26 protein-coding genes are annotated in these 21,519 nt (G+C 66.7%); 12 read left to right on the top strand and 14 right to left on the bottom strand.

Annotated elements, in window-relative coordinates:
* Nucleotides 1-18 precede the first annotated feature (18 nt).
* On the bottom strand, nucleotides 19-1,788 hold the full coding sequence (gene arsA / locus EPO55_RS01005; RefSeq protein ID WP_296334515.1) for an arsenical pump-driving ATPase: 1,770 nt from the start codon (nucleotides 1,786-1,788) through the stop codon (nucleotides 19-21).
* A 198-nt stretch (nucleotides 1,789-1,986) separates the two neighbouring features.
* Nucleotides 1,987-2,667 (bottom strand): LysE family translocator, encoded by a 681-nt coding sequence (locus EPO55_RS01000; RefSeq protein WP_296334514.1) that lies wholly within the window; start codon nucleotides 2,665-2,667, stop codon nucleotides 1,987-1,989.
* Between the two features lie 207 nt (nucleotides 2,668-2,874).
* On the opposite strand from EPO55_RS01000, the gene EPO55_RS00995 reads away from it, so the two are divergent.
* Complete coding sequence (locus EPO55_RS00995; protein WP_296334513.1) at nucleotides 2,875-3,399, top strand: hypothetical protein; 525 nt, start codon at nucleotides 2,875-2,877, stop codon at nucleotides 3,397-3,399.
* Nucleotides 3,400-3,406: 7 nt separating this feature from the next.
* On the opposite strand, the gene EPO55_RS00990 is transcribed toward EPO55_RS00995, so the two are convergent.
* From EPO55_RS00990 to EPO55_RS00975, 4 genes are read right to left on the bottom strand one after another with little or no spacing between them, the layout of a single operon-like run.
* A complete protein-coding gene (locus EPO55_RS00990) occupies nucleotides 3,407-4,045 on the bottom strand; it encodes a thermonuclease family protein (protein WP_296334512.1) in 639 nt (212 codons plus the stop codon).
* Nucleotides 4,046-4,054: 9 nt separating this feature from the next.
* Nucleotides 4,055-4,804, bottom strand: coding sequence for an alpha/beta hydrolase (locus EPO55_RS00985; RefSeq protein WP_296334511.1), 750 nt, complete (start codon nucleotides 4,802-4,804; stop codon nucleotides 4,055-4,057).
* Between the two features lie 11 nt (nucleotides 4,805-4,815).
* Nucleotides 4,816-5,202, bottom strand: a complete 387-nt coding sequence (locus tag EPO55_RS00980; protein WP_296334510.1) for a RidA family protein — start codon at nucleotides 5,200-5,202, stop codon at nucleotides 4,816-4,818.
* Between the two features lie 58 nt (nucleotides 5,203-5,260).
* Complete coding sequence (locus EPO55_RS00975) at nucleotides 5,261-5,644, bottom strand: RidA family protein (RefSeq protein ID WP_296334509.1); 384 nt, start codon at nucleotides 5,642-5,644, stop codon at nucleotides 5,261-5,263.
* 48 nt (nucleotides 5,645-5,692) lie between these two features.
* Here EPO55_RS00975 and trmFO point away from each other — a divergent pair, with 48 nt between their 5' ends.
* The 3 genes from trmFO (at nucleotide 5,693) to EPO55_RS00960 (ending at nucleotide 8,833) form a co-directional block, all read left to right on the top strand.
* Nucleotides 5,693-7,051, top strand: a complete 1,359-nt coding sequence (trmFO, locus tag EPO55_RS00970) for a methylenetetrahydrofolate--tRNA-(uracil(54)-C(5))-methyltransferase (FADH(2)-oxidizing) TrmFO (RefSeq protein ID WP_296334508.1) — start codon at nucleotides 5,693-5,695, stop codon at nucleotides 7,049-7,051.
* A gap of 108 nt (nucleotides 7,052-7,159) precedes the next feature.
* The gene (locus tag EPO55_RS00965) at nucleotides 7,160-7,423 is read left to right on the top strand and encodes an acyl carrier protein (RefSeq protein WP_296334507.1); all 264 of its coding nucleotides are present in this window, start codon (nucleotides 7,160-7,162) and stop codon (nucleotides 7,421-7,423) included.
* Nucleotides 7,424-7,480: 57 nt separating this feature from the next.
* A complete protein-coding gene (locus tag EPO55_RS00960; protein ID WP_296334506.1) occupies nucleotides 7,481-8,833 on the top strand; it encodes an MATE family efflux transporter in 1,353 nt (450 codons plus the stop codon).
* Nucleotides 8,834-9,076: 243 nt separating this feature from the next.
* On the opposite strand, the gene EPO55_RS00955 is transcribed toward EPO55_RS00960, so the two are convergent.
* Complete coding sequence (locus tag EPO55_RS00955) at nucleotides 9,077-9,538, bottom strand: cupin domain-containing protein (protein ID WP_296334505.1); 462 nt, start codon at nucleotides 9,536-9,538, stop codon at nucleotides 9,077-9,079.
* Between the two features lie 63 nt (nucleotides 9,539-9,601).
* Between EPO55_RS00955 and cobF the strand changes: the two genes are divergently transcribed.
* The 6 genes from cobF (at nucleotide 9,602) to EPO55_RS00930 (ending at nucleotide 12,826) form a co-directional block, all read left to right on the top strand.
* Entirely contained in the window at nucleotides 9,602-10,369 is a 768-nt protein-coding gene (gene cobF / locus EPO55_RS00950) for a precorrin-6A synthase (deacetylating) (protein WP_296334504.1), read from the top strand.
* Entirely contained in the window at nucleotides 10,362-10,547 is a 186-nt protein-coding gene (locus EPO55_RS00945; RefSeq protein WP_296334503.1) for a GFA family protein, read from the top strand. The genes cobF and EPO55_RS00945 overlap by 8 nt, the downstream gene beginning before the upstream one ends.
* 193 nt (nucleotides 10,548-10,740) lie before the next feature.
* Nucleotides 10,741-11,373, top strand: coding sequence for a DUF1326 domain-containing protein (locus EPO55_RS00940; protein WP_296334502.1), 633 nt, complete (start codon nucleotides 10,741-10,743; stop codon nucleotides 11,371-11,373).
* Between the two features lie 13 nt (nucleotides 11,374-11,386).
* Entirely contained in the window at nucleotides 11,387-12,172 is a 786-nt protein-coding gene (locus EPO55_RS00935) for a DUF2182 domain-containing protein (protein WP_296334501.1), read from the top strand.
* The gene (locus EPO55_RS26115; RefSeq protein ID WP_363718213.1) at nucleotides 12,139-12,336 is read left to right on the top strand and encodes a BrnA antitoxin family protein; all 198 of its coding nucleotides are present in this window, start codon (nucleotides 12,139-12,141) and stop codon (nucleotides 12,334-12,336) included. Before EPO55_RS00935 ends, EPO55_RS26115 begins: the two co-directional genes overlap by 34 nt.
* Nucleotides 12,337-12,397: 61 nt before the next feature.
* Complete coding sequence (locus EPO55_RS00930; protein ID WP_296334500.1) at nucleotides 12,398-12,826, top strand: GFA family protein; 429 nt, start codon at nucleotides 12,398-12,400, stop codon at nucleotides 12,824-12,826.
* Nucleotides 12,827-12,860: 34 nt separating this feature from the next.
* On the opposite strand, the gene EPO55_RS00925 is transcribed toward EPO55_RS00930, so the two are convergent.
* The 4 genes from EPO55_RS00925 to EPO55_RS00910 all read right to left on the bottom strand — a co-directional run bounded on the left by EPO55_RS00925 (nucleotide 12,861) and on the right by EPO55_RS00910 (nucleotide 16,479).
* Nucleotides 12,861-13,436, bottom strand: a complete 576-nt coding sequence (locus EPO55_RS00925) for an alpha/beta hydrolase (protein ID WP_296334499.1) — start codon at nucleotides 13,434-13,436, stop codon at nucleotides 12,861-12,863.
* Nucleotides 13,433-13,669: a hypothetical protein gene (locus tag EPO55_RS00920; RefSeq protein ID WP_296334498.1), complete on the bottom strand. Its 237-nt coding sequence runs from the start codon at nucleotides 13,667-13,669 to the stop codon at nucleotides 13,433-13,435. The genes EPO55_RS00925 and EPO55_RS00920 overlap by 4 nt, the downstream gene beginning before the upstream one ends.
* An 8-nt stretch (nucleotides 13,670-13,677) precedes the next feature.
* Nucleotides 13,678-15,327, bottom strand: coding sequence for a tetratricopeptide repeat protein (locus tag EPO55_RS00915; RefSeq protein WP_296334497.1), 1,650 nt, complete (start codon nucleotides 15,325-15,327; stop codon nucleotides 13,678-13,680).
* Nucleotides 15,328-15,555: 228 nt separating this feature from the next.
* Nucleotides 15,556-16,479 carry a patatin-like phospholipase family protein gene (locus EPO55_RS00910; RefSeq protein ID WP_296334496.1) on the bottom strand — a complete coding sequence of 308 codons (924 nt, stop codon included), beginning with the start codon at nucleotides 16,477-16,479 and terminating at the stop codon, nucleotides 15,556-15,558.
* Nucleotides 16,480-16,579: 100 nt separating this feature from the next.
* On the opposite strand from EPO55_RS00910, the gene EPO55_RS00905 reads away from it, so the two are divergent.
* Nucleotides 16,580-17,722, top strand: coding sequence for a zinc-binding dehydrogenase (locus EPO55_RS00905; protein ID WP_296334495.1), 1,143 nt, complete (start codon nucleotides 16,580-16,582; stop codon nucleotides 17,720-17,722).
* Between the two features lie 13 nt (nucleotides 17,723-17,735).
* Here the strand turns inward: EPO55_RS00905 and EPO55_RS00900 are convergent, their stop codons facing one another.
* Genes EPO55_RS00900 through EPO55_RS00890 form a run of 3 tightly spaced genes read right to left on the bottom strand, consistent with a single transcriptional unit; the run spans nucleotide 17,736 to nucleotide 20,533 of the window.
* Nucleotides 17,736-18,968 (bottom strand): LLM class flavin-dependent oxidoreductase, encoded by a 1,233-nt coding sequence (locus EPO55_RS00900; RefSeq protein ID WP_296334494.1) that lies wholly within the window; start codon nucleotides 18,966-18,968, stop codon nucleotides 17,736-17,738.
* 10 nt (nucleotides 18,969-18,978) lie between these two features.
* Nucleotides 18,979-19,863, bottom strand: coding sequence for an alpha/beta fold hydrolase (locus tag EPO55_RS00895; RefSeq protein WP_296334493.1), 885 nt, complete (start codon nucleotides 19,861-19,863; stop codon nucleotides 18,979-18,981).
* A 22-nt stretch (nucleotides 19,864-19,885) separates the two neighbouring features.
* The gene (locus tag EPO55_RS00890; protein ID WP_296334492.1) at nucleotides 19,886-20,533 is read right to left on the bottom strand and encodes a squalene/phytoene synthase family protein; all 648 of its coding nucleotides are present in this window, start codon (nucleotides 20,531-20,533) and stop codon (nucleotides 19,886-19,888) included.
* A gap of 95 nt (nucleotides 20,534-20,628) precedes the next feature.
* Between EPO55_RS00890 and EPO55_RS00885 the strand changes: the two genes are divergently transcribed.
* Complete coding sequence (locus tag EPO55_RS00885; protein ID WP_296334491.1) at nucleotides 20,629-21,225, top strand: urate hydroxylase PuuD; 597 nt, start codon at nucleotides 20,629-20,631, stop codon at nucleotides 21,223-21,225.
* Nucleotides 21,226-21,519 lie beyond the last annotated feature (294 nt).

Here is a 21,519-nt window from a genome sequence, read left to right as displayed (position 1 = left end):
GATCGCGCGCTGCCTGTCCTAGGAAACCAGCCTGGCCAGGGCGGCGAGCCCTTCGGGCGGTTCGGATTGCCAGGGCAGCAGGTAGAGCTGGCGCGCTAGGCCGCGCCCGACACGGGCGATCTGCTCCTGCTCGCCGGCGAGGCGCGCGACGAGCAACGGGTCACGTGTTCCGCTGCCCAACAGACTGCGGTTAATGACCCAGGCGTGGGGTTCGATCCTGGCCCGGCGCAGATCCTCCTGCAGCGCGGCCGCTTCCGATACCGGCGTCGTCTCGGGCAGGGCGACCAGGATGACCTTGGAGTACGCCGGGTCCTGAAGCCGCATCAGCGGCGTCACGATACGGCCTTGAGCCTGCGACCCGGCGTTCCGCGTCATTTCGCGATGATAGGCGCCTGTCGCGTCCATCAACAGCAGGGTGTGTCCGGTCGGCGCCGTATCGAGAACAACGAAGGCGCTTCGTGCTTCCATCACGATACGCGAGAAGGCGTGAAAGACCGCCACCTCTTCGGTGCAGGGCGATGCGAGGTCTTCGCGCAGCAAGGCGAGTCCGGCTTCGTCCAGTTCCCCGGCGCGCGAGCTCATGATCTTGTCGATGTAGCGTTGCGTCTCCGCCTGGGGATCGATGCGATCGACCTTGAGCCCGTCCATCGTGCCCGCCAGGGTCGAGGCGAGGTGCGCCGCGGGATCGGTGGTGCTCAGGTGGACGCTGTGTCCCCGCTCCACGAGTCCGACCGCGATCGCGGCGGCGACCGTCGTCTTGCCCACGCCCCCCTTGCCCATGACCATGATCAGGCCCCGTCCGGATGCGGCGAGGTCGTCGACCAGTCGGCCGAGACCCGGAATGTCGGGCGCCGGCGGCGCGGCCTTTCCCCCAGGCCGACCGCCTATGCCCGGATCGTCTCCCAGGACCTGGCGCAACGCCTTCAGTCCGACCATGTCGAAGGACCGGAGCGGTATCCGATCCTGCGGCAACGACCGCAGGGCATCCGGCAGGTCGGCGAGGACGCTTCGACCAAGCGCCTCGATCGATCGCGCAACCGGATCGGACGGATCGGTCGCGGCGAAGACGCCGTTGATCGCCAGGTGCTGGTTGCCCAGTCCAAGCGCGCGCAGTTCCGCGCTGGTCCGCGCCGCCTCGCGCATGGCGCCGCGATCGGGGCGGCTGACCAGAACGATGGTCGTGCGCGCCGGATCGCCGAGCGCACCGAGGGCTGCCTGGAAGCGCTCTTCCTGCATCTTGAGGCCGGAATGCGGCCCGAGGCACGAGGCGCCACGATCATTGTCCTTGAGAAATCCCGTCCAGGCCTTGGGCAGGCTGAGAAGCCGGAGCGTATGCCCGGTCGGCGCGGTATCGAAGACGACGTGATCGAACGCCTCCGCCGTACCCGCCAGAAGGCCGACGAACTCGTCGAAGGCCGCGATCTCGGTCGTGCACGCCCCCGAGAGCTGCTCGCGTACCGCCGCGCGTTCCGCGTCGGTGGACGCGCTGTCCAACTGGCCCAGAACCCTCTGCCGATAGGCTTCGGCTGCCGCCTCCGGATCGATGTTCATGGCCGACAGGCGTGGTGCACCGGGAACCGGGCGGGGCGCGTTGGCAAGACTCGTACCCAGCATTTCGTCGAGATTGGACGCCGGGTCGGTGCTGACCAGCAGGATCGACCTTCCGCGATCGGCAAGGGCAAGGGCGACAGCGCAGGCCAGCGTCGTCTTTCCCACGCCGCCCTTGCCCGTAAAGAACAGGTGGCGTGTCGGAGCGCTCAGAATGTCCAGCATGGTCGCGGTGGGCATCTCGGCTTTCCAATTATGAGCGTTCTGACGGATGAGGTCATGCACCGTCGGAGGCGGCATCCAATCCGGTCAGCCTACTTGCCCGGCATCGAGACGGATTTGCGTTTGATCAACGACGCTTTAGCGAGCCCCGCGGATCGGTCCTCGGGCCAAGCCGCATCACCCCGGGGCACACCATGGCCGATCGGCCTGCGATCTTTAGGGCGAGATCGGCCTTCCGGCATCGGCCAGGACCTTGCCGCCGAGGCCGATGAAGCAGACGCCGGCCGCCCGCTCGATCCAGTGCCGGGCCCTCTGGAAGCGGCGCATCACCGGGCCGGAGGACATGAAGAGGCTGACGCAGGAATACCAGGCGAGCGACGAGGCGGTGACGAGGCCGATCATCACGCCCATCAGCCACGCGGGCGTCGATGCCGTGACGGCGGTGGCGAAGACGCTGGCGAAGAGAACGATCGCCTTGGGATTGGTCAGCGTCACCAGGAAGCCGAACAGGATCGCGCGGTGCCGCGAGGGCGGGTTCGCCTGATCGAGATCGATCGTCTGGGGTTTGGCCCGCAAGAGCCTGATGCCGAGGAAGACAAGATAGGCGCCGCCCAGGAGGCGCACCGCCCAGGTGAGCCACTGGTACTGCACCAGGATGGCCGACAGGCCGAGCAGGCTCGCCGTCGCGTAGAGGCAAAGTCCCAGCGACACGCCGAGCGTCGTCAGAAGACCGGCGCGCGCTCCATAGGTCATGGACGAGCGGACGACGGCCACGAAGTCCGGCCCCGGCAGGATGAGGGCCGGGATGAAGATGGCGAAAACGCCGATCAGGACAAGGGCATGCTCCATGAAAATCGACGTGCCATGGCTCTCGCGCCGCTGCAAGAGCCGAAACAAATACCTGTCTCCCCACAGAGCACCGATGGCATGGTGCGCCGGCATCGAGGCAGACCGGCCAGCTTGGCAACGAAGAACATGGCAACGAAGAAGACGACACGACGGCCGAGGAAAAGCAGTCCCGCGCGCTCGACGACGCGGGCGAGAAAACCTGCCCCCGCCAGAACCTCCCGGCCGCCAACCTCGACCTTGCAGCAGGAATTGCTGATGATGGCGCGGGGCGGCGCGCAGTCGCTCGAGCAGATGCTCCGTGTCGTGATCGTCCTCGCCCTCGTCGCCGGCACAGCGACCGGACTGTGGCTGCTCCGGCCGGTCCCGAGCTACTCCTCGGACGATGTGACGGCGGGTTCGTCCTTCGACGTCACCTTCCGGGTCGAGAACAAGGACACCTGGTTCCCGCTGGCCAACCTCAGGATCAGTTGCGTGCTTGCCCATGTGCGCGCCGAGCCGATCGCGCCGACCCTGATCGAGGCGACCAACATGCGGTTTGCGACCACGGGCGCCTCCGGGCTGGAACCGGGCGAGTCGGGCACCTTCACCTGCCCGTTCCGCAGCTTCATGGCGCACCAGACGAAGGACGACCCCGGCATGGCCACGCGGGCCGAGATCTACTTTCGCAGCGACTACGACGTGCCGCTGCTGGGCCGGTTCCGGCTGACCGACAACAGCGCGCGCTTTTTCCTCGATACGCGGGTCCTGCCGCCGCGCTGGGTACAAAAACCCCCGCAATAGCGCGGTCTTATTCGCCGAGCTTCTTCGCCCGCCAGTCCCATGGGGTGTCGAACGATCCGGCCCACAGACCCCGCAGGGCCTGGCGCGCGTCCTCTTCCTCCGGCGCGTAGTCGGTGCCGTGGCGCGTCAGCACCAGCGCCCAGCCGGCGCGGACCATTTCGGCCCCGAGGTCCATGCTTCCCGCCCGGCAGAGCGCAGCGGGCCGTCCGTATTGATCGCTGGCGCGCGGCACGCAGACGACCTGGGCGGACGCTGCGTCGAGGGTCCTGTCGCCCGTCGGGATGGCGGGGGAGAGGAGCGTGCGGAGGTAGGCCGCGGCGCTGCGACCGCAGGCATAGGTCAAGCCATCCCGCTGGCACGGCTGAACGATCTCCGGGGCGTCGATGCCCCAGAGGCGAAAGGTCCGGCCATCGACCCGGATGGTGTCGCCGTCGACGACGCGCGCCGTGCCTGCCACGCCTTCCCCCGCCGGGCCCGGCGGCTGATTGACGGCCGGCGCGGGGGCGGCGGACGGCTGTGCCACCGAAGCTACCGGCGCCCGCACGTTGGGCACCGGCGCTCTTCCCGGGGGCGGCGCTTGCGCGAACGCCAAGGGCATCATCAGAGTACCCAACAAGAGGAAGAGCGCCGCGCGCGTCATCGACATGCCCGCTTCCTAGGCCGGTCGATTCGCCCGGAGGAACGTCCTGATGTGCCGCACCGCCAGCGGGATCTTGTCCTTGGTGTCTTTCCACGGATACAGGCTGACCTGCGCGTTGGGCGCCAGCATCGCCGTTTCCATCGCCACCTCGTAGGGATGCGGCGGGATGTCGTCGGGCAGGACCAGCAGCGGCGTCGTGCAGGCGCGCACGAAGTCGCGCGTCACGGTGAAGACGAAGTCGCCCGGCGAGCGGTACATCCTGGTCAGGAACGCACTCACCTGTTCCAGCTTGATCTCGGGCCGGCGCGCGACCAGCGCCGGGCCCCAGTTGGCCATGTTGTTGTCGTAGAACTGGTTGGGCATCGAGGCGCGATGGCCGGAGGGCTGGGTCAGCACGCCGGCGACGACGCGGCCCGGCGCACGCTTCAGCAGGTTCCAGATGAACGGGCCGCCGATGCAGTAGCCCAGCACCATGAACTTATCGATGCCGAGATGATCCATCAGGCCGAGATGGTCGTCGGTGTAGGCGTCCCACGGCCGATCGACCTCGAGCGGGCCGGAGGACTGGCCGTCCTTGGCGTTGCGCAGGTCGGCCGCGATGCAGCGGTATTCGTTGCTGAATTCCTTCTGCGCGTTGAACGGATGGGTCGTGTCGAGGCCGGCGATCGTCGAGTTCAGCCCGCCGCCGGGAATGATCAGCAGCGGAAAGCCCTTGCCTGCTTCCTCGTAGTGGATGCGGACGGGGCCCCTTTCGTAGAACGGCATGTCGGTCTCCCCTACTTCGCCGCCACCACCTCGACCTCGACCAGCATGGCGGGATCGGCGAGGCCGGCCACGATCAACAGGGTCGAGGCGGGATAGGGTGCGTCCTTGATGAACTGGTCGCGCACCGCGCGGTAGGGGCCGACGAAGCGGCTGTCGATCAGGAAGACCGTGACCTTGACGATGTTCTTGTAGCTCATGCCGCCGCTCTTCAGGACCTGGGCGATGTTCTTCCAGACCTGTGCCGCCTGCTTCTCGAACGTCGGCTGCAGCTTGCCGCGCGAATCGACGCCGACCTGGCCCGAGACGTAGAGCATCCGCGCGCCCGCCGGCACTTCGGCGCCGAGGCTGTACTTGCCCGAGAACGACACGCTCGCCGGATTGTGGAACTTGATCGCCATAAAAGTCTCTCCCCTGGAATGAACCTCACGGTTTCAGGTCGGGGAGCGTGACGTCAAGCTACTTCGCCGCCACCACCTCGATCTCGACGAACATGCCGGGATCGGCGAGGCCAGAAACGACGATCAGGGTCGCGGCCGGATAGGGGCTTTTCAGGAACTTCGCGCGGGCGTCGCGGTAGGGCGCGATGAAGCGCGAATCGGTGATGAAGCCGGTGACCCTCACGATGTTGCCCAAACCCATGCCGGCGCTCTTCAGGATCTGGCCGATGTTCTTCCAGGTGAGGTCGCACTGCTTCTCGAAGCTGGGCGCCAGCCTGCCTTTGGAATCGTAGCCGACCTGGCCTGCCAGGAAGAGCAGTCGGGCGTCGGCCGGGACCTCGACGCCCAGGCTGTATTTGCCGGTGAGCGCGACGGACCTGGGATTGTGGAACTTGATCGCCATGACGGTCTCTCCCATGTAAGGAGGCGAACGGTATTCAGGTCGGAGAGTATGACGTCAAGCATCGCAAGCGTGCACATCGTGGGCGGCGGCCTCGCGGGCAGCGAGGCGGCGTGGCAGCTCGCGCAAGCAGGCGTGCCCGTGGTGCTGCACGAGATGCGGCCCACGCGCGGCACCGAGGCCCACCTCACCGAAAATCTCGCCGAACTCGTCTGCTCCAATTCCTTCCGCTCCGACGATGCGCAGAACAATGCCGTGGGCCTGCTGCACGAGGAGATGCGGCGCGCGGGCTCGCTGATCATGCGCGCGGCCGACGCCCACAAGCTGCCGGCCGGCGGGGCGCTCGCCGTCGACCGCCATGGTTTCTCGGCCGCGGTACAGGAGACGCTGCTCGCCCATCCGCTGGTGACGCTGGAGCGCGCCGAAGTCGCGGGCCTGCCGCCCGAAGCGTGGGACAGCGTGATCGTGGCGACGGGGCCCCTCACCTCGCCGGCGCTGGCCGAGGCACTGGCCAAACTCACGGGCGAGGAGTCGCTCGCCTTCTTCGATGCCATCGCGCCGATCGTGCATCACGAGAGCATCGATCTTTCGATTGCCTGGAAGCAGTCGCGCTACGACAAGGGTGGCCCGGGCGGCGACGGCGCCGACTATCTCAACTGCCCGATGGACAAGCCGCAGTACGAGGCCTTCGTCGAAGCCCTGCTGGCGGGCGACAAGACCGAGTTCAAGGAGTGGGAGGCCAATACTCCCTACTTCAACGGCTGCCAGCCGATCGAGGTGATCGCCAAGAGCGGGCCGCAGACGCTGCGCTTCGGGCCGATGAAACCCGTCGGCCTGCGCGATCCGCGCACCGGCACGCGGCCGTGGGCGGTGGTGCAGCTTCGCCAGGACAATGCGCTCGGCACGCTGTGGAACATCGTGGGCTTCCAGACCAAGCTGAAGCACGGCGAGCAGACCAGGATCTTCCGCACCATCCCGGGCCTCGAGAAAGCCGAGTTCGCGCGGCTGGGAGGCTTGCATCGCAACACCTTCCTCAACAGCCCGCGCCTGCTCGATGCCACCTTGCGGCTGAAGGCCATGCCACGACTCCGGTTTGCGGGCCAGATCACCGGCTGCGAGGGCTATGTCGAAAGCGCCGCCGTCGGCCTGATGACCGGACGTTTCGCGGCAGCCGAGAGACTCGGCCGCACACAGGCCCCGCCGCCACCGACCACCGCGATGGGCGCCCTGCTGGGCCACATCACCGGCGGCGCCGATGCCACCACCTTCCAGCCGATGAACGTCAACTTCGGCCTGTTCCCGCCGATCGACGGCCCATCCAAGGGCAAGGACCGCAAGCAGGCGATGAGCGCCCGCGCCTTGCGCGATTTCGACCAGTGGCTGGCGCCGGCGCCGCTCGCGGCGGAGTGAGTCGCGCGAAACAATCCGTAACGATCCGCAACGTTGGGTAACCAAACGTTATTTCCCGTCGGCCCCGTGATGCGTTGAAATACCATCACCCCCAGACGGAGAATTGCCATGCTCGCCACACAGGAACGGGTCGCCGACCTCGGCCACGACGTGATGCAGGAGATCTTCCGCCTGCTGGCACCCTATCAGGTCGGCGGCAAGGGCATCACGCCGCAGACCGTGATCTCGACCGGCCTCACCGTCGATTCGCTCACGATCATGGACGTGATCATGGAACTGGAAGATCGCTTCGACGTCACCATCCCGTTGAACCTCGTTGCCGAGATCGACACCATCGACCAGCTTGCCGAAACCGTCATGAGGCTGCGCTGATACCCCCATGAGATAAGTTCGCGAGCATGCAGCACGTTGCGTGCTAACTAGTCGGCAATGACCCCCGCTGACCGCCGGCAGATGATGCTGGCCGGGCCGATCGTGCCCACCATCCTGGCCCTTGCCACCCCCAATGTGCTGAACGTGGCCATGCAGAGCCTGGTCAGCATTTCCGACGGCTGGTTCGTGGGCCAGCTCGGAAGCACCACCGCGCTCGCGGCGCTCGCGCTGGTGTTCCCGGCCCAGATGACCTTGGGCATGATGTCGGCCGGCGCCATGGGCGGCGGCATCTCCTCCTCGGTCGCGCGCGCGCTGGGCTCGGGCAACAAGGCGGCAGCGGAAGCGGCGGCGGCGCATGCGCTGGTGATCGCGCTCGGCATGGCCGCCCTGTTCGCCGTCATCTTCGTGGGCTTCGGCCGGCTGATCTTCGGCGCGCTGGGCGGCAGCGGCGGCGCACTCGACGGCGCCGAGGCCTTCGCCACCATCCTGTTCCTGGGCTGCATCGTGCACTGGGTCGCCAACTCGATGGCCTCGGTGCTGCGCGGCACCGGCGACATGAAGACGCCGGGCTATGCGCTGGTGGCAAGCGCGGCGCTGCAGATCCCGCTCACCGGCGCCTTGACCTTGGGCTGGTTCGGCCTGCCGGCGCTCGGCATCCGCGGACCGGCCGCCGCCGCGGTGATCTCCTTCGCCTTCGCCGCCGTCTGGATGCTGACCCGGCTCACCGGCGAACGTGCGACGGTGCGGCTGCGCTGGCCAGTCGACGGCTTTCGCTGGCGCGCCTTCCGCGACATCCTGAAGGTCGGCGCCATCGCCTGCCTCGTGGTGATCCTGACCAACGGCACGGTGCTGATCGTGACCGGCCTGATCGGCCGCCAGGGCGACGCCGCCATTGCGGGCTACGGCATCGGCAGCCGCCTCGAATACATGCTGATCCCGATCAGCTTCGGCATCGGCGCGACGCTGACGGCGCTGGTCGGCACCAACATCGGCGCCCGCCAATATGCCCGCGCCCAGCGCCTGGCCTGGACCGGGGCGCTGATGGCGGGCTGCGTCGCCGCCCTCATCGGCATCGTCGTGGCGATCTGGCCCGACCTCTGGCTCGGCCTGTTCACCAGCGATCCCGGCGCGCTCGCCTCGGGCCGCCACTATCTCCGCATTGTCGGCCCGGTGTACGGCTTCTTCGGCGTCGCCATGGCGCTCTACTTCGCCTCGCAGGGCACCGGCGAGATGGTCTGGCCGATCGGCGCCAACCTCACGCGCATCACCATCGCCGCCGGCGGCAGCCTGCTCGCCCTCGACACCTTCGGCTGGGGCGTCTCCGGCCTCTACGCCTGCGTGGCGACCGGCATCGTGGCCTTCTCGCTGGTCCTCGCCTTCTCGACCACGCGCCGCGCGTGGACCGGTTGAGGGCGATTTTTCAGACACGAGTTGTCCAGGATGTGCCTGTCCGGAAATTCGCAAAGCGCCGGCCCGCTTGAACTGGAAGATTCTTTTCAACGCAGGCCCGATCGTCGGACCTGTCCGGAAATTCGGATGATCGCCGGCCACGAAAAGGCCGCGCCGGGCAAGTGACCGGGCGGCCCGCGCAGAAGATGCACATCGCGCCGACGATAGCAGAAATATAGCCTTAAATCTGCTGAAACGTCAACTTTACTTCCATGGCGTCGGCGGCGGGATCGGACACGGGCCCTCGACGTCGACCGTGGTGAAATCGGCCGGGCCCACGATCTCGAGATATTCCATGTCGGGCGAGTAATCGAACAGGTAGTGCCGGATGCCCGGGCGCTGGTGGACACAGTCGCCCGCCTTCACCAGCGTCTCCTCGGTCTCGTACATGAAGCGCGCCCAGCCCTTCAGCATGATGACGATGTGGAACTTGGCCTCGTGGAAGTGCCAGCCGGTGCCCTCCTCCGGCGGCAGATTGGCCTTCACCAGCTGGGCGATCACCTGGCCCCTGGTCGCCTCGGCGATGCCGAGGTCGCGGTAGAGGAAGAAATCGCGCAATCCGCCCGATTTGTACTCAGTGTCGCCTTGGGCGATATGGGAGAAGGCGGTGGCGATCAGGGCCGCCGTTGCAGATGGATCGGGCTTGGTCAGGGTGTCGACGGTCATGGCAACCTCCTGCGGAGATGGCAGAAGCCGTGCAAATTTTGTGCCGCGAAAACGAGGCTGACAGTGAAGAAGATCCTCATCATCGGCATCGGCGCCGGCGACCCGGACTACATCACCGTGCAGGCGGTGAAGGCGCTTAACGCCGTCGACGTCTTCTTCCTGATGGACAAGGGCCGCATCAAGGGAAAGTTGCGGGACGTGCGCGAGGAGATCTGCCGCCGCCACATCGCGCCGGACCGCAGGCACCGCTTCGTCGAGGCGCCGAGCCCGCCGCGCAACACGCAGCCGGCTGACTACCGCGCCAGCGTCGATGAGCTGAACGCCGCCAAGCAGGCGGTGTTCGAGGCGATGATCCAGGGCGAGATGAAGGACGGCGAGACCGCCGGCATCCTCGTATGGGGCGACCCCATGCTTTACGACAGCACCATCCGCAACATCGAGGCGATCATCGCAACCGGTCGCCACACCATCGACTTCGAAGTGATCCCCGGCATCACCGCGGTGCAGGCGCTGGCCGCCCGCCACAGGATCCCGCTCAACCGCATCGCCGAACCGGTGCTGCTGACGACGGGGCGCAAGCTGGCCGAAGGATTCCCCGACGGCATCGACAGCGCGGCCGTCCTGCTCGACGGCGAGGACACTTTTAGGCGCTTCGCAGATCAGGACATGGAAATCTACTGGGGCGCCTATCTCGGGACACCCGACGAGATCCTGATTTCCGGCAAGCTGAAGGACGTGGCGGGCGAAATCCACCGTCGCCGCACCGAGGCACGCCAGAAGAACGGCTGGATCATGGATACGTATCTGATCCGGAGGGCGAGCGATGACTGAGCGGACTGGCGGATGCGTCTGCGGCGCCATGCGGTTCAGGACGACCGCCGAGCCGTCGCGCATCACGATCTGCCATTGCACCTGGTGCCAGCGCCGCACCGGCACCGCCTTCGGCACGGAAGTCGTCTTCAACAGCGACGAGGTCGAGATCACGGGGCGGGACATCACGCGCCTGTAGCGTGTGCCTCCGGCCGGGCCGGCAGAAAGGACCTGCAATGCCTTGCTGTTCAGTGATAGTCTGGTTCCGTCAAAGCCGTGATACCTAGCTCACGACGGTGGCTTTTCCGATTTCCGTAGTGAATGTGTAGCGGCGTAAGTGGCGTCCCGTAGCCCTTCCCGATGTTGCAGCACCACCAAACACGGAGATGACAATGGCCAAGACCGACTGGCGTCTCGAAGGCGAGTGGATCAAGAACTGCAGCTGCGCCTACGGCTGCCCCTGCGATTTCAACGCACCGCCAACCCAGGGCTTCTGCCGTGGCCTGGTCGGCATGCATATCGTCAAGGGCCACTTCGGAGCCGTGAAGCTGGACGGCCTGAACTTTGCGGCGACGGTGGATTTTCCCGGCGCCCTGCATCTCGGCAACGGCGCCATGCAGGCGATCATAGACCAACGCGCCACGCCCGAGCAGCGCGACGCGCTGTTCGGCATCCTGTCGGGGCAGAACTCCGACGAAGGCACGATGTTCCACATCTTCAGCCTGATCGTCACCAAGATGCACGATCCCGTGTTTGCCCCCTTCTCCTGGACCTTCGACCTGGCCGGGCGACGGGCGCGCATGACGATACCGGGCGTACTCGACACCGAAGTCGAACCGATCAAGAATCCGATAACCGGGGCCGAGCATCGCATCCAGGTCGTCATGCCCGATGGCTTCGAGCATCGGGTCGGTGAAGTGGCCAAGGCCAGCATGAACTCGACGGCGGGCATCAAGTTCAACTTCCCCGACGGCCACAGCACGCTCGCAAAGGTGATCCAGACACCGGCTGGCGTGGCTGGCTGACCGGATCGCCTCGTTGTCGTTGCCCGGCGCCTCTCTGCGCCAACTGCTGGCGCATGACCAGGCGGTTGCAAAGGCCGCGCTCGTTGGCGTCACCTTGGCCGCATGGAGCTATCTCCTGCTTGGCGTCGGCATGGACATGGACCATGCCGGGATGAGCTTGACCCAGCCCATGGCAATGGCGTGGTCGCCCGGCTTCGCGACCGCGGTGTTCGCCATGTGGGCGGTGATGATGGTGGCAATGATGCTGCCGTCAGCCGCGCCGATGATCCTGCTGTTCGACACGATCAGCCGGCGCCGCAACGGACGGGACGGGCGGGCAGTTGCCACGCCGGCGTTCGCCGGAGGATATCTGATGGTTTGGGTCTCCTTCGGTCTTGCCGCGACACTGCTCCAATACGGCCTGGAGCAGGCATTGGTAATGTCGATGGCAATGCGCACCACGAGCGGATTGCTTGCGGGTGCCATTCTCGTCGGCGCTGGCGTCTACCAGCTGACGCCCTTGAAGCAAACGTGCCTGCGCCACTGCCGCTCACCCCTCGACTTTGTGACGACCCACTGGCGCAAGGGCACAAGTGGCGCCTTCGTCATGGGCTGCGAACATGGCGCCTATTGCCTGGGTTGCTGCTGGGTGCTGATGGCCTTGCTGTTCGTGGGCGGCGTCATGAACCTGCTGTGGGTTGCGGCCCTTAGCCTGTACGTATTGGCCGAGAAGGTTCTTCCCTCGACGCACTGGCTATCCCGGCTCACCGGCATGATCCTCGTTGTTTGGGGTGGCGCAACGTTGGCGGTAGCACTCTGAGCCTCGCGCTCAAATCCCTACCCAGCCGCAAGACGCAGACGACGGTGCGGCTCGATGCCGATCTGCTCGACTGGTTCCGCGCGCAAGTCCGTGGTTGTCCGGCGCGAATCAACAGGGTGCCGCGCGGCTCCTGCGAGCAACGCTCGCGGTCGATATGGTATTGAAGCTCGACGTTTTCGAAGAACGGATGAGTCATGGACACCTATCAGATCTCGAAGGCACGCAATGACTGAACGGACCGGCGGCTGCATATGTGGCGCCGTGCGGTTCAAGACGACCGCCGAGCCGTCGCGCATCACGATCTGCCATTGCACCTGGTGCCAGCGCCGCACCGGCACCGCCTTCGGCACGGAGGTCGTCTTCAACAGCGACGAGGTCGAGATCACGGGCCAGGCCATCACGCGCTACCGGCACGTCTCCGATGAATCGGGCCGGTGGCTCGACATGGAATTCTGCGCCCGGTGCGGCGGCAACCTCGGCTTCACGCTGCAGATGGTGCCGGGCGTGCGCACTCTGCCCGCCGGCGCCTTCGACGATCCCGGGTGGATCCGCGCCGACCGCTACAAGATACGACACGTCTTCCTGCGCTCGAAGCGCGCGTGGTCGGACCTCTCACCGCTCGTCGAGCAATACGAGGCCCACTTTCGCAAGTAGAGCGACCACGCCGACCGTCAGGCTGGAGCAGCGCTCAGGCCGGCAATCCCTGAATCCAGCTCACCACCTGCGCCGAGGCAGCGAAGTCGGTGTCGCGATGGCCGGCGTTGACGACGATGTACTTGCTGTAGGGGTTCTTTGCAGCTGGCCGGTAAACGTTCGCTTCATTGCAATTGAACGCGGGGTCCTGCTTGCCCATCACCATGAGCAGCGGAATGCTGGCCGGCAGGAGCGGCGCCTGGGCCTGCATGGCGGCCTGACCGCGCGGGTTCAGCCAGCTGAGATAGGCTGCTGCAGTCGTGTTGAGCGAAAGCTTGCTGCCTTGGTTGTCGTCCGTGCCTTTGAACAGCTGGTTACCCTGGCCTGAATTGACCATCGCCGCCGCCTTTTCCAGCAAGCCGGCCACGTCGGGATAGGTGCGGGATACATAAGCGGGGCTGTGGCCGGGGGCGAGCATGACACAGGCCGCGATGTTCTGCCGGGCGACGGCATAGGAGAGCGCCACGTTCGCGCCGAGACTCTGTCCGCCGACGACGATGCGTTGCGCGCCCTGACCGCGCAGCTGGCCGACGAAGCCGTCGATCATCGCGTGCACCTGATCGACGGTCACGGAGATGCGCTCCCAGCCTGCCCTTCCCACGGCATCGAGGGCACGAGCACCTTGGCGCCGATACCCGACAGCTTGGAGGAGATGTCGTTGAAGCCCGGCGTGTTCGGCCGAGATTGCTTGCCGTGCAGCAGCAGGACGCCGAGCGTGCCGCCGGCCTGGGCGAAGGCGAGATCCGCCGACGCGGCGAAGACGGTGGCAACGGACGCCGCGGCGACAAATTCCCTGCGTTTCATGGCCCGCCTCACGCCGCCTGTCGCCGGCAGAGGCACGAGGAGCGGATCGGGACCTCGGCGCGCGCGAGCGCCAGGTCGAGCCGGGCCTTGATCAGCGGCACCTCGACTTTCTCGCCGCGTCGCACCAGGCATTCGTGCAGCCCGTGCAGGCTCCACACGTTCTCCGGATGCCAGCAGGCGCGGTTGGTCTTGCCGTCGAAGCCGAGATCGGCGCGATAGACCGCCTCGGCTTCCTCGAGATGCCCCTGCTCCAGCAGCAGCGCGCCCAGCGCGTGGCGCGTCGGCTGCATCCAGCCCCATGGCTCGTCGTAGGGCAGCGCATCGTCGAGCTCCACGGCGCGGCGCAGGTGGGCGAAGGCGAGATCGAAGTTGCCGCGGCGGTATTCGAGCTCCCCGGTCAGCATCTCCTCGGCGATCGCCAGCATGTCGACCATGGTGTTGTTGTGCAGCCGCCGCGACTCCGGCACGCGCGCCTTGGCGGCCCGGAATGCCTCGCGCATGCGCTCCGCCGCCTCGATCTCGCCCAGCACCGAGTGCGCCACGCCCTTGGCGTAGAGCGTCATCGCCGTGGTCCCGCAATAGAGCGCCTGGTCCTTCGGCAATTCCTGGGCGATGATCTCGCGCCACTTGCCGAAGCGCACCAGCACATGCTGCTTCACCGAGAGGTAGCCCTCGATGAAGTCGGCCATCGGCGGCGAGGGAATGCGCAACAGCTCCTCGGGCGTGGTGTCGATCAGCTCCTGTGCCGCCTTGATGGCGGGCGTGTACTGGCCGAGGAACATGGCGCCGTAGACCACGAAGTGGTGGTCGTGGCTGCGGTAGAGTGCATAGACGTTCATGGCGCCCTCGCGCGCCAGGAACTTGCGGTCCACCGCGACGGCCTTCTGGTTGTAGACCACGACGTCGCGGTAGTTGCCGCAGAGCACGTCGATATGGGTCGGCATGTGGATCAGATGGCCGGAGTCGGGCACGAGGTCGCGCAGCCGGTCGCCGGCGCGCAGCGCGCGCTGCGGGAACGGCGACATCTCCATCAAGTGAACATAGAGGTGCAGCAGGCCGGGATGGTCCCAGCTCGCGGGGATGTCGCGGAAGGCCTGCTCCAGCACCTCGACCGCCTCGTCGGTGCCGGCGCCCGGCGTGGCGCGGCCGGTGTTGAGGTCCCACATCAGCCAGGGCGTCTCGTTCATGATCGCCTCGACGAAGACCGAGCGCAGGTCGAGGTCGTCGGGATGGGCCTTGAAGAGCTTGCGCATCTCGACGGTGAAGGCCTTGTCCCAGTGCTTCTGGTCGTCGATCGCCTCGCGCTGCGGATAGCGTGCCGGCAGGGCGCGGATCAGCGCCTGCTCGATCGGCGAGGCCTTGTCGATGACGGCGAACGCACCCTTCATGGCGTCGTAGGATGCCGCGAGGGCGGCCTGCTTGCCGGCCGGGTCGTAGCGGTGCCAGGGCAGGTTGTAGTTGGGGCCGGCGGCATAGGCGATGCCCCAGTGTGCCATGGCGCAGCCGGGGTCGTGCTCCACCGCCTTGGCGAAGCACTTGATCGCTTCCGCATGGTTGAAGCCGTAGAGCCAGTTGAGGCCACGATCGAACCAGATCTGGGCTTGCGGCGACGAAGTCGTGACGGCGCGCCCGTAGGTGCCGAGATCGTAGTAGTCCATGACATGCTCCCCTCGTGGAACGAACAGCAGCGCCCGAAAATCACATGAACTCCGGGCTGCTTCAACGGCTACGGATCTTCTCCTCCCCCGCGCGTCGCGCGGGGGAGGTGCCCGAAGGGCGGAGGGGGTCAGGAGTCTCGTGCGTTCGCCTAAGACCCCCTCCGGCCTGCGGCCACCTCCCCCGGACACGCCTATGAAGGCATGTCCGGGGGAGGAGATAAATCATCGCTAAACGTACCGCTTCAGCATCGGCAGGGCGTGCTGGACACAGTGGCGGCCTTCGGCGATCGCTTCCCGCGCCTTCGTGAATTCCATCAGGCCGATGTCTCCCAACCGCGGCACGAGCAGCACATCGGGCGGTTCGCCCGCGAGACGGGTACGGGTGATGTGGTCCTGCATGATGTTGAGGGAGTTGGCGAGGACGTCGAGATAGCCCGGCGCCGACGACACCCGAGACTGATCCGGCGCGGCCTCCGCTGCCTGTTCAGGTCGGACGCCCGGAAGCTGGCCCAGCATCCGCCTGAAGAGTTCCGTCGACACGCGTGACGGCGCGGTCACTGCCGGTACCGTCCGCGCCTTGTCGAAGCGCCGTCCCACCAGATCGCCGTTGAGATTGACCGCGATAATCACTTCCGCGCCGAGGGCCCGGCATACGGAGATGGGAACCGGATTGGTAAGGCCGCCGTCGACCAGCCATTTGCCGTCGATCTCCACCGGGCTGACGATTCCCGGCAGGGCGATCGAGGCGCGCACGGCCTCGTGGATCGGCCCGGTCTGCAGCCAGACCTCGCGGCCGCTCGCAAGATCGGTGGCGACGGCGGCATAGCGCTTGGCGTAGCTCTCGATCGGCGCGTCGATGCCGAGCCTGCGCAGCAGGGCCACCACCTGCCTGCCGTCGATCAACCCGCCGCCCATCAGCCGGACATCCATCAGCCGGACGACCTGGCGCCAGGTCGCGGTCTCCGCCCACTGCCTGAGCCCGTCCAGCTGGCCCGCGACATAGGCCGCGCCGACCAGCGCGCCGATCGACGTGCCGCAGACGACGTCGGGCTCGATGCCGGCCTCGAGCAGCGCATCGAGGACGCCGATGTGCGACAGGCCGCGCGCCGAGCCGCTGCCGAGGGCGAGGCCGATCCGGGGATGATGCGCCATGGCGGACATCATACAAAGATCGCGCTTGGTCGTCCCCGCTTGTTCATCTCCGTGGCGCTTGGCATAAGCGGCCCAGCAAACAAACAGCGGGAGAGCGAGCATGAGCGACGCCAACAAGATTTCCGGACTGCAGCTTCGCTCCCTGATCAGCAAGGCGGGCGACCTCGAACTGTCGCTGGCCAAGGTCGACGTTCCCGAACCCGGTCCGGACCAGGTCGTGGTCAAGGTCGAGGCGACGCCGATCAATCCGTCGGACCTCGGCCTGCTGCTCGGGCCGGCCGATCCGGCGACGTTCAAGGCCAGCGGCAGCGGCGACGGCGTGAAGGTGACGGCCAAGGTGCCGGCGGCGGCGCTGCCCTTCCTCGCCGCACGGCTGGGCGAATCGATGCCGGTCGGCAACGAGGGCGCCGGCACGGTCGTGAAGGCCGGCGCGTCCGAGGCGGCCCAGGCGCTCAAGGGCAAGACGGTGTCGATGGTGGGCGGCGCGATGTATGCGCAGTACCGCCTGCTCAAGGCGTCGGACTGCCAGCCGCTGCCGGCCGGCACGACCGCGGCCGAAGGCGCCTCGTGGTTCGTCAATCCGCTGACCGCGCTCGGCATGACCGAAACGATGAAGCGCGAGGGCCACAAGGCGCTGGTCCACACCGCCGCTGCCTCCAACCTCGGCCAGATGCTGAACAAGATCTGCAACGAGGACGGCATCGGGCTGGTGAACATCGTGCGCAGTCCTGAGCAGGCCAAGCTGCTCAAGGGCATCGGTGCGAAACACATCGTCGATTCGAGTGCGGCCTCCTTCACCGACGACCTGACGCAAGCGCTGGTCGAGACCGGCGCCACCATCGCCTTCGACGCCATCGGCGGTGGCAAGCTCGCGAGCCAGATCCTCACCTGCATGGAGATCGCGCTCAACAAGACCGCCAAGGAATACAGCCGCTACGGCTCGACCACGCACAAGCAGGTCTATATCTACGGCAGCCTCAGCACCGGCGCGGTCGAACTCAACCGCAACTACGGCATGGCCTGGGGCGTCGGCGGCTGGCTGCTCACGCCGTTCCTGCAGAAGATCGGCCGGCCCGACCAGGTGCGGCTGCGCGAGCGGGTCGTCAATTCGCTGAAGACGACGTTTGCCAGCCACTACACCCAGGTGGTGTCGCTGCCCGAGGCGCTCGACCTCAAGAACATTGCCGCCTACGCCAAGCGCGCGACCGGCGAGAAGTTCCTGATCAATCCGAACAAGGGCTGAGGCCGGAGGCAGCTCACGCGCGCTTCGCCGCCGCTTCCTTCTCCGCCATCTTCTGCTTCAGTTGCTCGGGCGTGAGGCGGACGATGTGTTCATTCTGATGGCTGAAGATGTCGTATTTCGCGACGTCGAGATCTTCCAGCACGATCTCGCGGTCGAGCACCTTCTGCTTCCACGCGGCGTGCTCGGCCTCGGCGGCGTGGAACTCGGGCATCACTTCCCTGGCGAACAGTTCCAGCGAGGAGCAGATATCCTGGTGGCTGGTCTTGCCGGCCTGGTTGAGCAGGATCACCTGGTCGACGCGGCTCGCCTGGAACTGGCGAAGTTTCTTCGCGATCGTCGCGGGTGAGCCGATCAGGCCCGACTCCAGCGCCTTCTTCTCCTCCGGCCCGCCGCGCCACGCCTGGTACTCCTCCCACAGGTTGGACGTGCCGGGCGCGTCGACGCCCTTCCGACCGTAGTAGGAGAGCGCAAAGATGAAGAAGGTCCAGCCGGCGGCCTTGGCTTCGGCCTCGGCGTCGGTCGGCGCGCACATGAAGCCCGAGACCATCGCCACGTTTGGGTTGCTCGGATAGTCGGCGAGCTTCTTCGAATTGTTCAAAAGGTTGTTGTAGTACTTGTGCACCCAGGCGCGCGCGGCCTCCGGTGTCACGAAGGTGAAACCCAAGGCACCCATCCCCCATTCGCCCGCCTTGGCGATGGTGGCGATGTTCGAGCAGGCGACCCAGAGCGGCGGATGCGGCTTCTGGAACGGCTTGGGAATGACGTTGCGCGCCTCGAAGTCATAGTACTGGCCGTGGAACTCCCAGCTCTCCTTCGTGAACATCGGGACGATGGCCTTCACCGCCTCCTCCCAGCGCTCGCGCTTGTCGCGGACGCGGATGTTGAAGGGATGCAGCTCCGCCGGTCCCGCCGCCTCGCCCATGCCGAGCTCGACGCGGCCGCCCGAGAGCAGATCGAGGGTCGCCACTTTCTCGGCGACGCGATGCGGGTTGTTGGTGGTGAGCTGGATGACGCCGTGGCCCAAGCGAATGCGCTTGGTGCGCTGGCTGGCGGCGCCCAGGAAGACTTCGGGCGCCGAGGAGTGCGAATACTCCTCGAGGAAGTGATGCTCGACCTCCCAGGCGTAGTCGTAGCCGAGCTTGTCGGCGAGCTCGATCTGGGTCAGCGAATCCTGCAGGAGCTGGTATTCGCTTCGGGGGCCCCACGGCCTGGGCAGCTGGTGTTCGTAGAAGATGCCGAATTTCATCGTCCGATCCTCACGCAGCCTTGCAGAATTTCGAGAGGCTCTCGACCAGCTTCGGGACCATCTCTTTGGGAATATCGTGGCCCCAACCGGGGAAAGTTTCGATTTTGGCGCCCGGCACGAGGCTCGCCACGTCGCGGCCGCCCTCGACCGGCAGCAGCGGATCGTCGGCGCCGTGCAGCACCAGCGTGGGCACCTTGACGGTCTTGAGCAGGTCGACGCGATCGCCTGACGCCATCACGGCGAGATATTGCCGCGCCGCGCCCGCGGGATAGTAGCGCCGGTCGATGTTGCGCTCGACCAGGGCGCGTAACTCGGCAGGGTCCGCCGGGAAGCCCGGACTGCCGATCACGGTACGCAGCTTGATGGCATGCGCGACGAGCTGCTCGCGCGCCGGGCCCTCGGGTTGCGCGGAGAGCATGGCCACCGCCTCGGGCTTGCCCACCGGCAGGCCGAGGCGGCCGCTGGTCGACATGATCGAGACGAGCGAGCGCGTGCGTTGCGGGAACTTCGCGGCGAGGATCTGGGCGATCATGCCGCCCATCGAGGCGCCGACCATGTGCGCCCGATCGACGTCCAGCGCATCGAGCAGGCCGAGCGCGTCGTTGGCGAGATCGTCGAGCAGATAGGGCGCCGCGACCTTGTCGCCCTTCATGAGTTTCATGAAGGCTTCCATGATATTGGGCACGCCCCATTTGTCGAAGTCGGTCGACAGGCCGGCGTCGCGGTTGTCGTAGCGCACGACGTGGAAGCCGCGCCCCGCCAGGCCCTCGCACAGCGCCTCCGGCCAGAGAGTAAGTTGCGCGCCCAGCCCCATGATCAGCAGCAGCGCCGGATCGCCCTTCTTGCCGAACGTCTCGTATTCGATCTCGATGCCGTTGGCTTTGATCCGCGCCACGCTTCCTCCACTGATTGTCGGCTCAGTATCGCCCGCGCCGCGCGGCCCACCAATAGGCGAGCGGCTTGCGCCACGGGCTCGCCGCACCGTCGAGCGCCAGGGCCGGCAGCAGGATGGGCAGCGCCGCCGGATCGATCGCGTCCCGCCGCGCCCGCGCCCCGGCCAGCAGCGTGTCGCGCTCCGGCCCTTCGCCCATCAACCATGCCGCGCCGACGGCACATGCGGCATCACGGGTCGCGGCATCACGCACGCCCAGCACCGCGAGCTGCAGATCGGCCAGCGCATGGCCCACGCGCACGACATCGAGCGGCCCGTCGATCTCCTCCTCGCGCGCGTCGATCAGTGCCGCGAGCCGTTCGGCGCCGAGCCCGTGCCGCCGTGCGATTTCGCTCAGCGATTCGACGATGGGCTGCGCCCGCGGCGTGCCGGCCCCTGCTGCCTCGGCCATTGCCTCGCGCCACCACTCCAGCCGGATGCGAGCCAGCATCGGCTCGCGGGTGACGGTCCGCGTGCGCGCGAGCTCGTGATCGAAGGCCAAAAGTGCCAGCAGGCCGCGACGCGCGGGCTCCGGCGCGAACAGGGCGGCGAGGAAGCGATCGCGGTCGGTGGCGCGCACCAGGTCGAGCACGTAGCGGTGCGAAACGTCAGGTGCGCGGTAGGAATCGGGCATCGGGGATAACAGCCGTTGAACGTGCAAGGGTTGAAGTTTACAATGCCAAGCGCAGGGATTTCGCAATCCCGTCAACGACATAAGGGGAAATCCTCATGGGTGCCATCTTCACATCGCCCGGGCGCACGGTCGGCGCCGGGGTCGTTCTGCTCATCGCCATCGTCGTCGTCGTGGGCCTCGTCACCGGCCAGATGACCAAGATCGACCACGCCTGGGCAAGCTTCGCAATGCGCTGGCTGCACGTGATCAGCGGCGTTCTGTGGATCGGCCTGCTCTGGTACCTGAACTTCGTGCAGGTGCCGACCATGCCGACGATCCAGCCGGTCGAGCATCGCGCCGCCATCAGCAAGTTCATCGCGCCCAACGTCCTCTTCTACTTCCGCTGGGCCGCGCTCGCCACGGTGGTGACCGGCCTGCTGCTCGCCTGGATGCTGGGCTACATCATGCAGGCGCTCACGCTGCGGCCGGGCTTCGTCATGATCGGCATCGGCATGTGGATGGCGCTGGTGATGGCTTTCAACGTCTGGTTCATCATCTGGCCGAACCAGCAGAAGATCCTGGGCCTGGTCGAGGCGACCGCCGAGCAGAAGGCCGCGGCCGCCAAGCCCGCGCTCTACGCCAGCCGCTTCAACACCATGTTCTCGATCGGCATGCTCTACTGCATGGTGGCGCAGCAGAACGCGCCCGTCTGATCCGACCTGTCGCGACGACGGAAACGGGGCCCCGCGGGGCCCCGTCTTCGTTTCCGGACTCCGGCCGCCGGTGCCGCAATCGATGGGCCCAACTTTTCGAATTTGGCCCAACTCGGCTGTCAGAAATTGGCTCTCCAAACCGCCGGAAAGCCAACAATTCCGGGATTTTGCCCGGCTCAACGGGCCCACCTGAAACGTGGGGGTGTTGGGCCCGAATGTGGGCCCGGAGTCCGACCCCCTCCGCCCGCTACGCGGGCACCTCCCCCGCAGACGGGGGAGGAGTTAAATCGACCT

This window comes from Reyranella sp. (assembly GCF_004296935.1).
Taxonomy (GTDB): domain Bacteria; phylum Pseudomonadota; class Alphaproteobacteria; order Reyranellales; family Reyranellaceae; genus Reyranella.
Note: the sequence above shows the minus strand (reverse complement) of the source record. Positions and strands in the feature narration are given on the sequence as shown.

What these genes read in the sequence shown, in the direction of transcription:
- arsA (WP_296334515.1), bottom strand. Translation starts at nt 1,788, where the DNA reads ATGCCCACCGCGACCATGCTGGACATTCTGAGCGCTCCGACACGCCAC.
- EPO55_RS00995 (WP_296334513.1), top strand. Translation starts at nt 2,875, where the DNA reads ATGATGGCGCGGGGCGGCGCGCAGTCGCTCGAGCAGATGCTCCGTGTC.
- EPO55_RS00990 (WP_296334512.1), bottom strand. Translation starts at nt 4,045, where the DNA reads ATGTCGATGACGCGCGCGGCGCTCTTCCTCTTGTTGGGTACTCTGATG.
- EPO55_RS00985 (WP_296334511.1), bottom strand. Translation starts at nt 4,804, where the DNA reads ATGCCGTTCTACGAAAGGGGCCCCGTCCGCATCCACTACGAGGAAGCA.
- EPO55_RS00980 (WP_296334510.1), bottom strand. Translation starts at nt 5,202, where the DNA reads ATGGCGATCAAGTTCCACAATCCGGCGAGCGTGTCGTTCTCGGGCAAG.
- EPO55_RS00975 (WP_296334509.1), bottom strand. Translation starts at nt 5,644, where the DNA reads ATGGCGATCAAGTTCCACAATCCCAGGTCCGTCGCGCTCACCGGCAAA.
- trmFO (WP_296334508.1), top strand. Translation starts at nt 5,693, where the DNA reads ATGACGTCAAGCATCGCAAGCGTGCACATCGTGGGCGGCGGCCTCGCG.
- EPO55_RS00965 (WP_296334507.1), top strand. Translation starts at nt 7,160, where the DNA reads ATGCTCGCCACACAGGAACGGGTCGCCGACCTCGGCCACGACGTGATG.
- EPO55_RS00960 (WP_296334506.1), top strand. Translation starts at nt 7,481, where the DNA reads ATGACCCCCGCTGACCGCCGGCAGATGATGCTGGCCGGGCCGATCGTG.
- EPO55_RS00955 (WP_296334505.1), bottom strand. Translation starts at nt 9,538, where the DNA reads ATGACCGTCGACACCCTGACCAAGCCCGATCCATCTGCAACGGCGGCC.
- EPO55_RS00945 (WP_296334503.1), top strand. Translation starts at nt 10,362, where the DNA reads ATGACTGAGCGGACTGGCGGATGCGTCTGCGGCGCCATGCGGTTCAGG.
- EPO55_RS00940 (WP_296334502.1), top strand. Translation starts at nt 10,741, where the DNA reads ATGGCCAAGACCGACTGGCGTCTCGAAGGCGAGTGGATCAAGAACTGC.
- EPO55_RS00930 (WP_296334500.1), top strand. Translation starts at nt 12,398, where the DNA reads ATGACTGAACGGACCGGCGGCTGCATATGTGGCGCCGTGCGGTTCAAG.
- EPO55_RS00920 (WP_296334498.1), bottom strand. Translation starts at nt 13,669, where the DNA reads ATGAAACGCAGGGAATTTGTCGCCGCGGCGTCCGTTGCCACCGTCTTC.
- EPO55_RS00915 (WP_296334497.1), bottom strand. Translation starts at nt 15,327, where the DNA reads ATGGACTACTACGATCTCGGCACCTACGGGCGCGCCGTCACGACTTCG.
- EPO55_RS00910 (WP_296334496.1), bottom strand. Translation starts at nt 16,479, where the DNA reads ATGGCGCATCATCCCCGGATCGGCCTCGCCCTCGGCAGCGGCTCGGCG.
- EPO55_RS00905 (WP_296334495.1), top strand. Translation starts at nt 16,580, where the DNA reads ATGAGCGACGCCAACAAGATTTCCGGACTGCAGCTTCGCTCCCTGATC.
- EPO55_RS00900 (WP_296334494.1), bottom strand. Translation starts at nt 18,968, where the DNA reads ATGAAATTCGGCATCTTCTACGAACACCAGCTGCCCAGGCCGTGGGGC.
- EPO55_RS00890 (WP_296334492.1), bottom strand. Translation starts at nt 20,533, where the DNA reads ATGCCCGATTCCTACCGCGCACCTGACGTTTCGCACCGCTACGTGCTC.
- EPO55_RS00885 (WP_296334491.1), top strand. Translation starts at nt 20,629, where the DNA reads ATGGGTGCCATCTTCACATCGCCCGGGCGCACGGTCGGCGCCGGGGTC.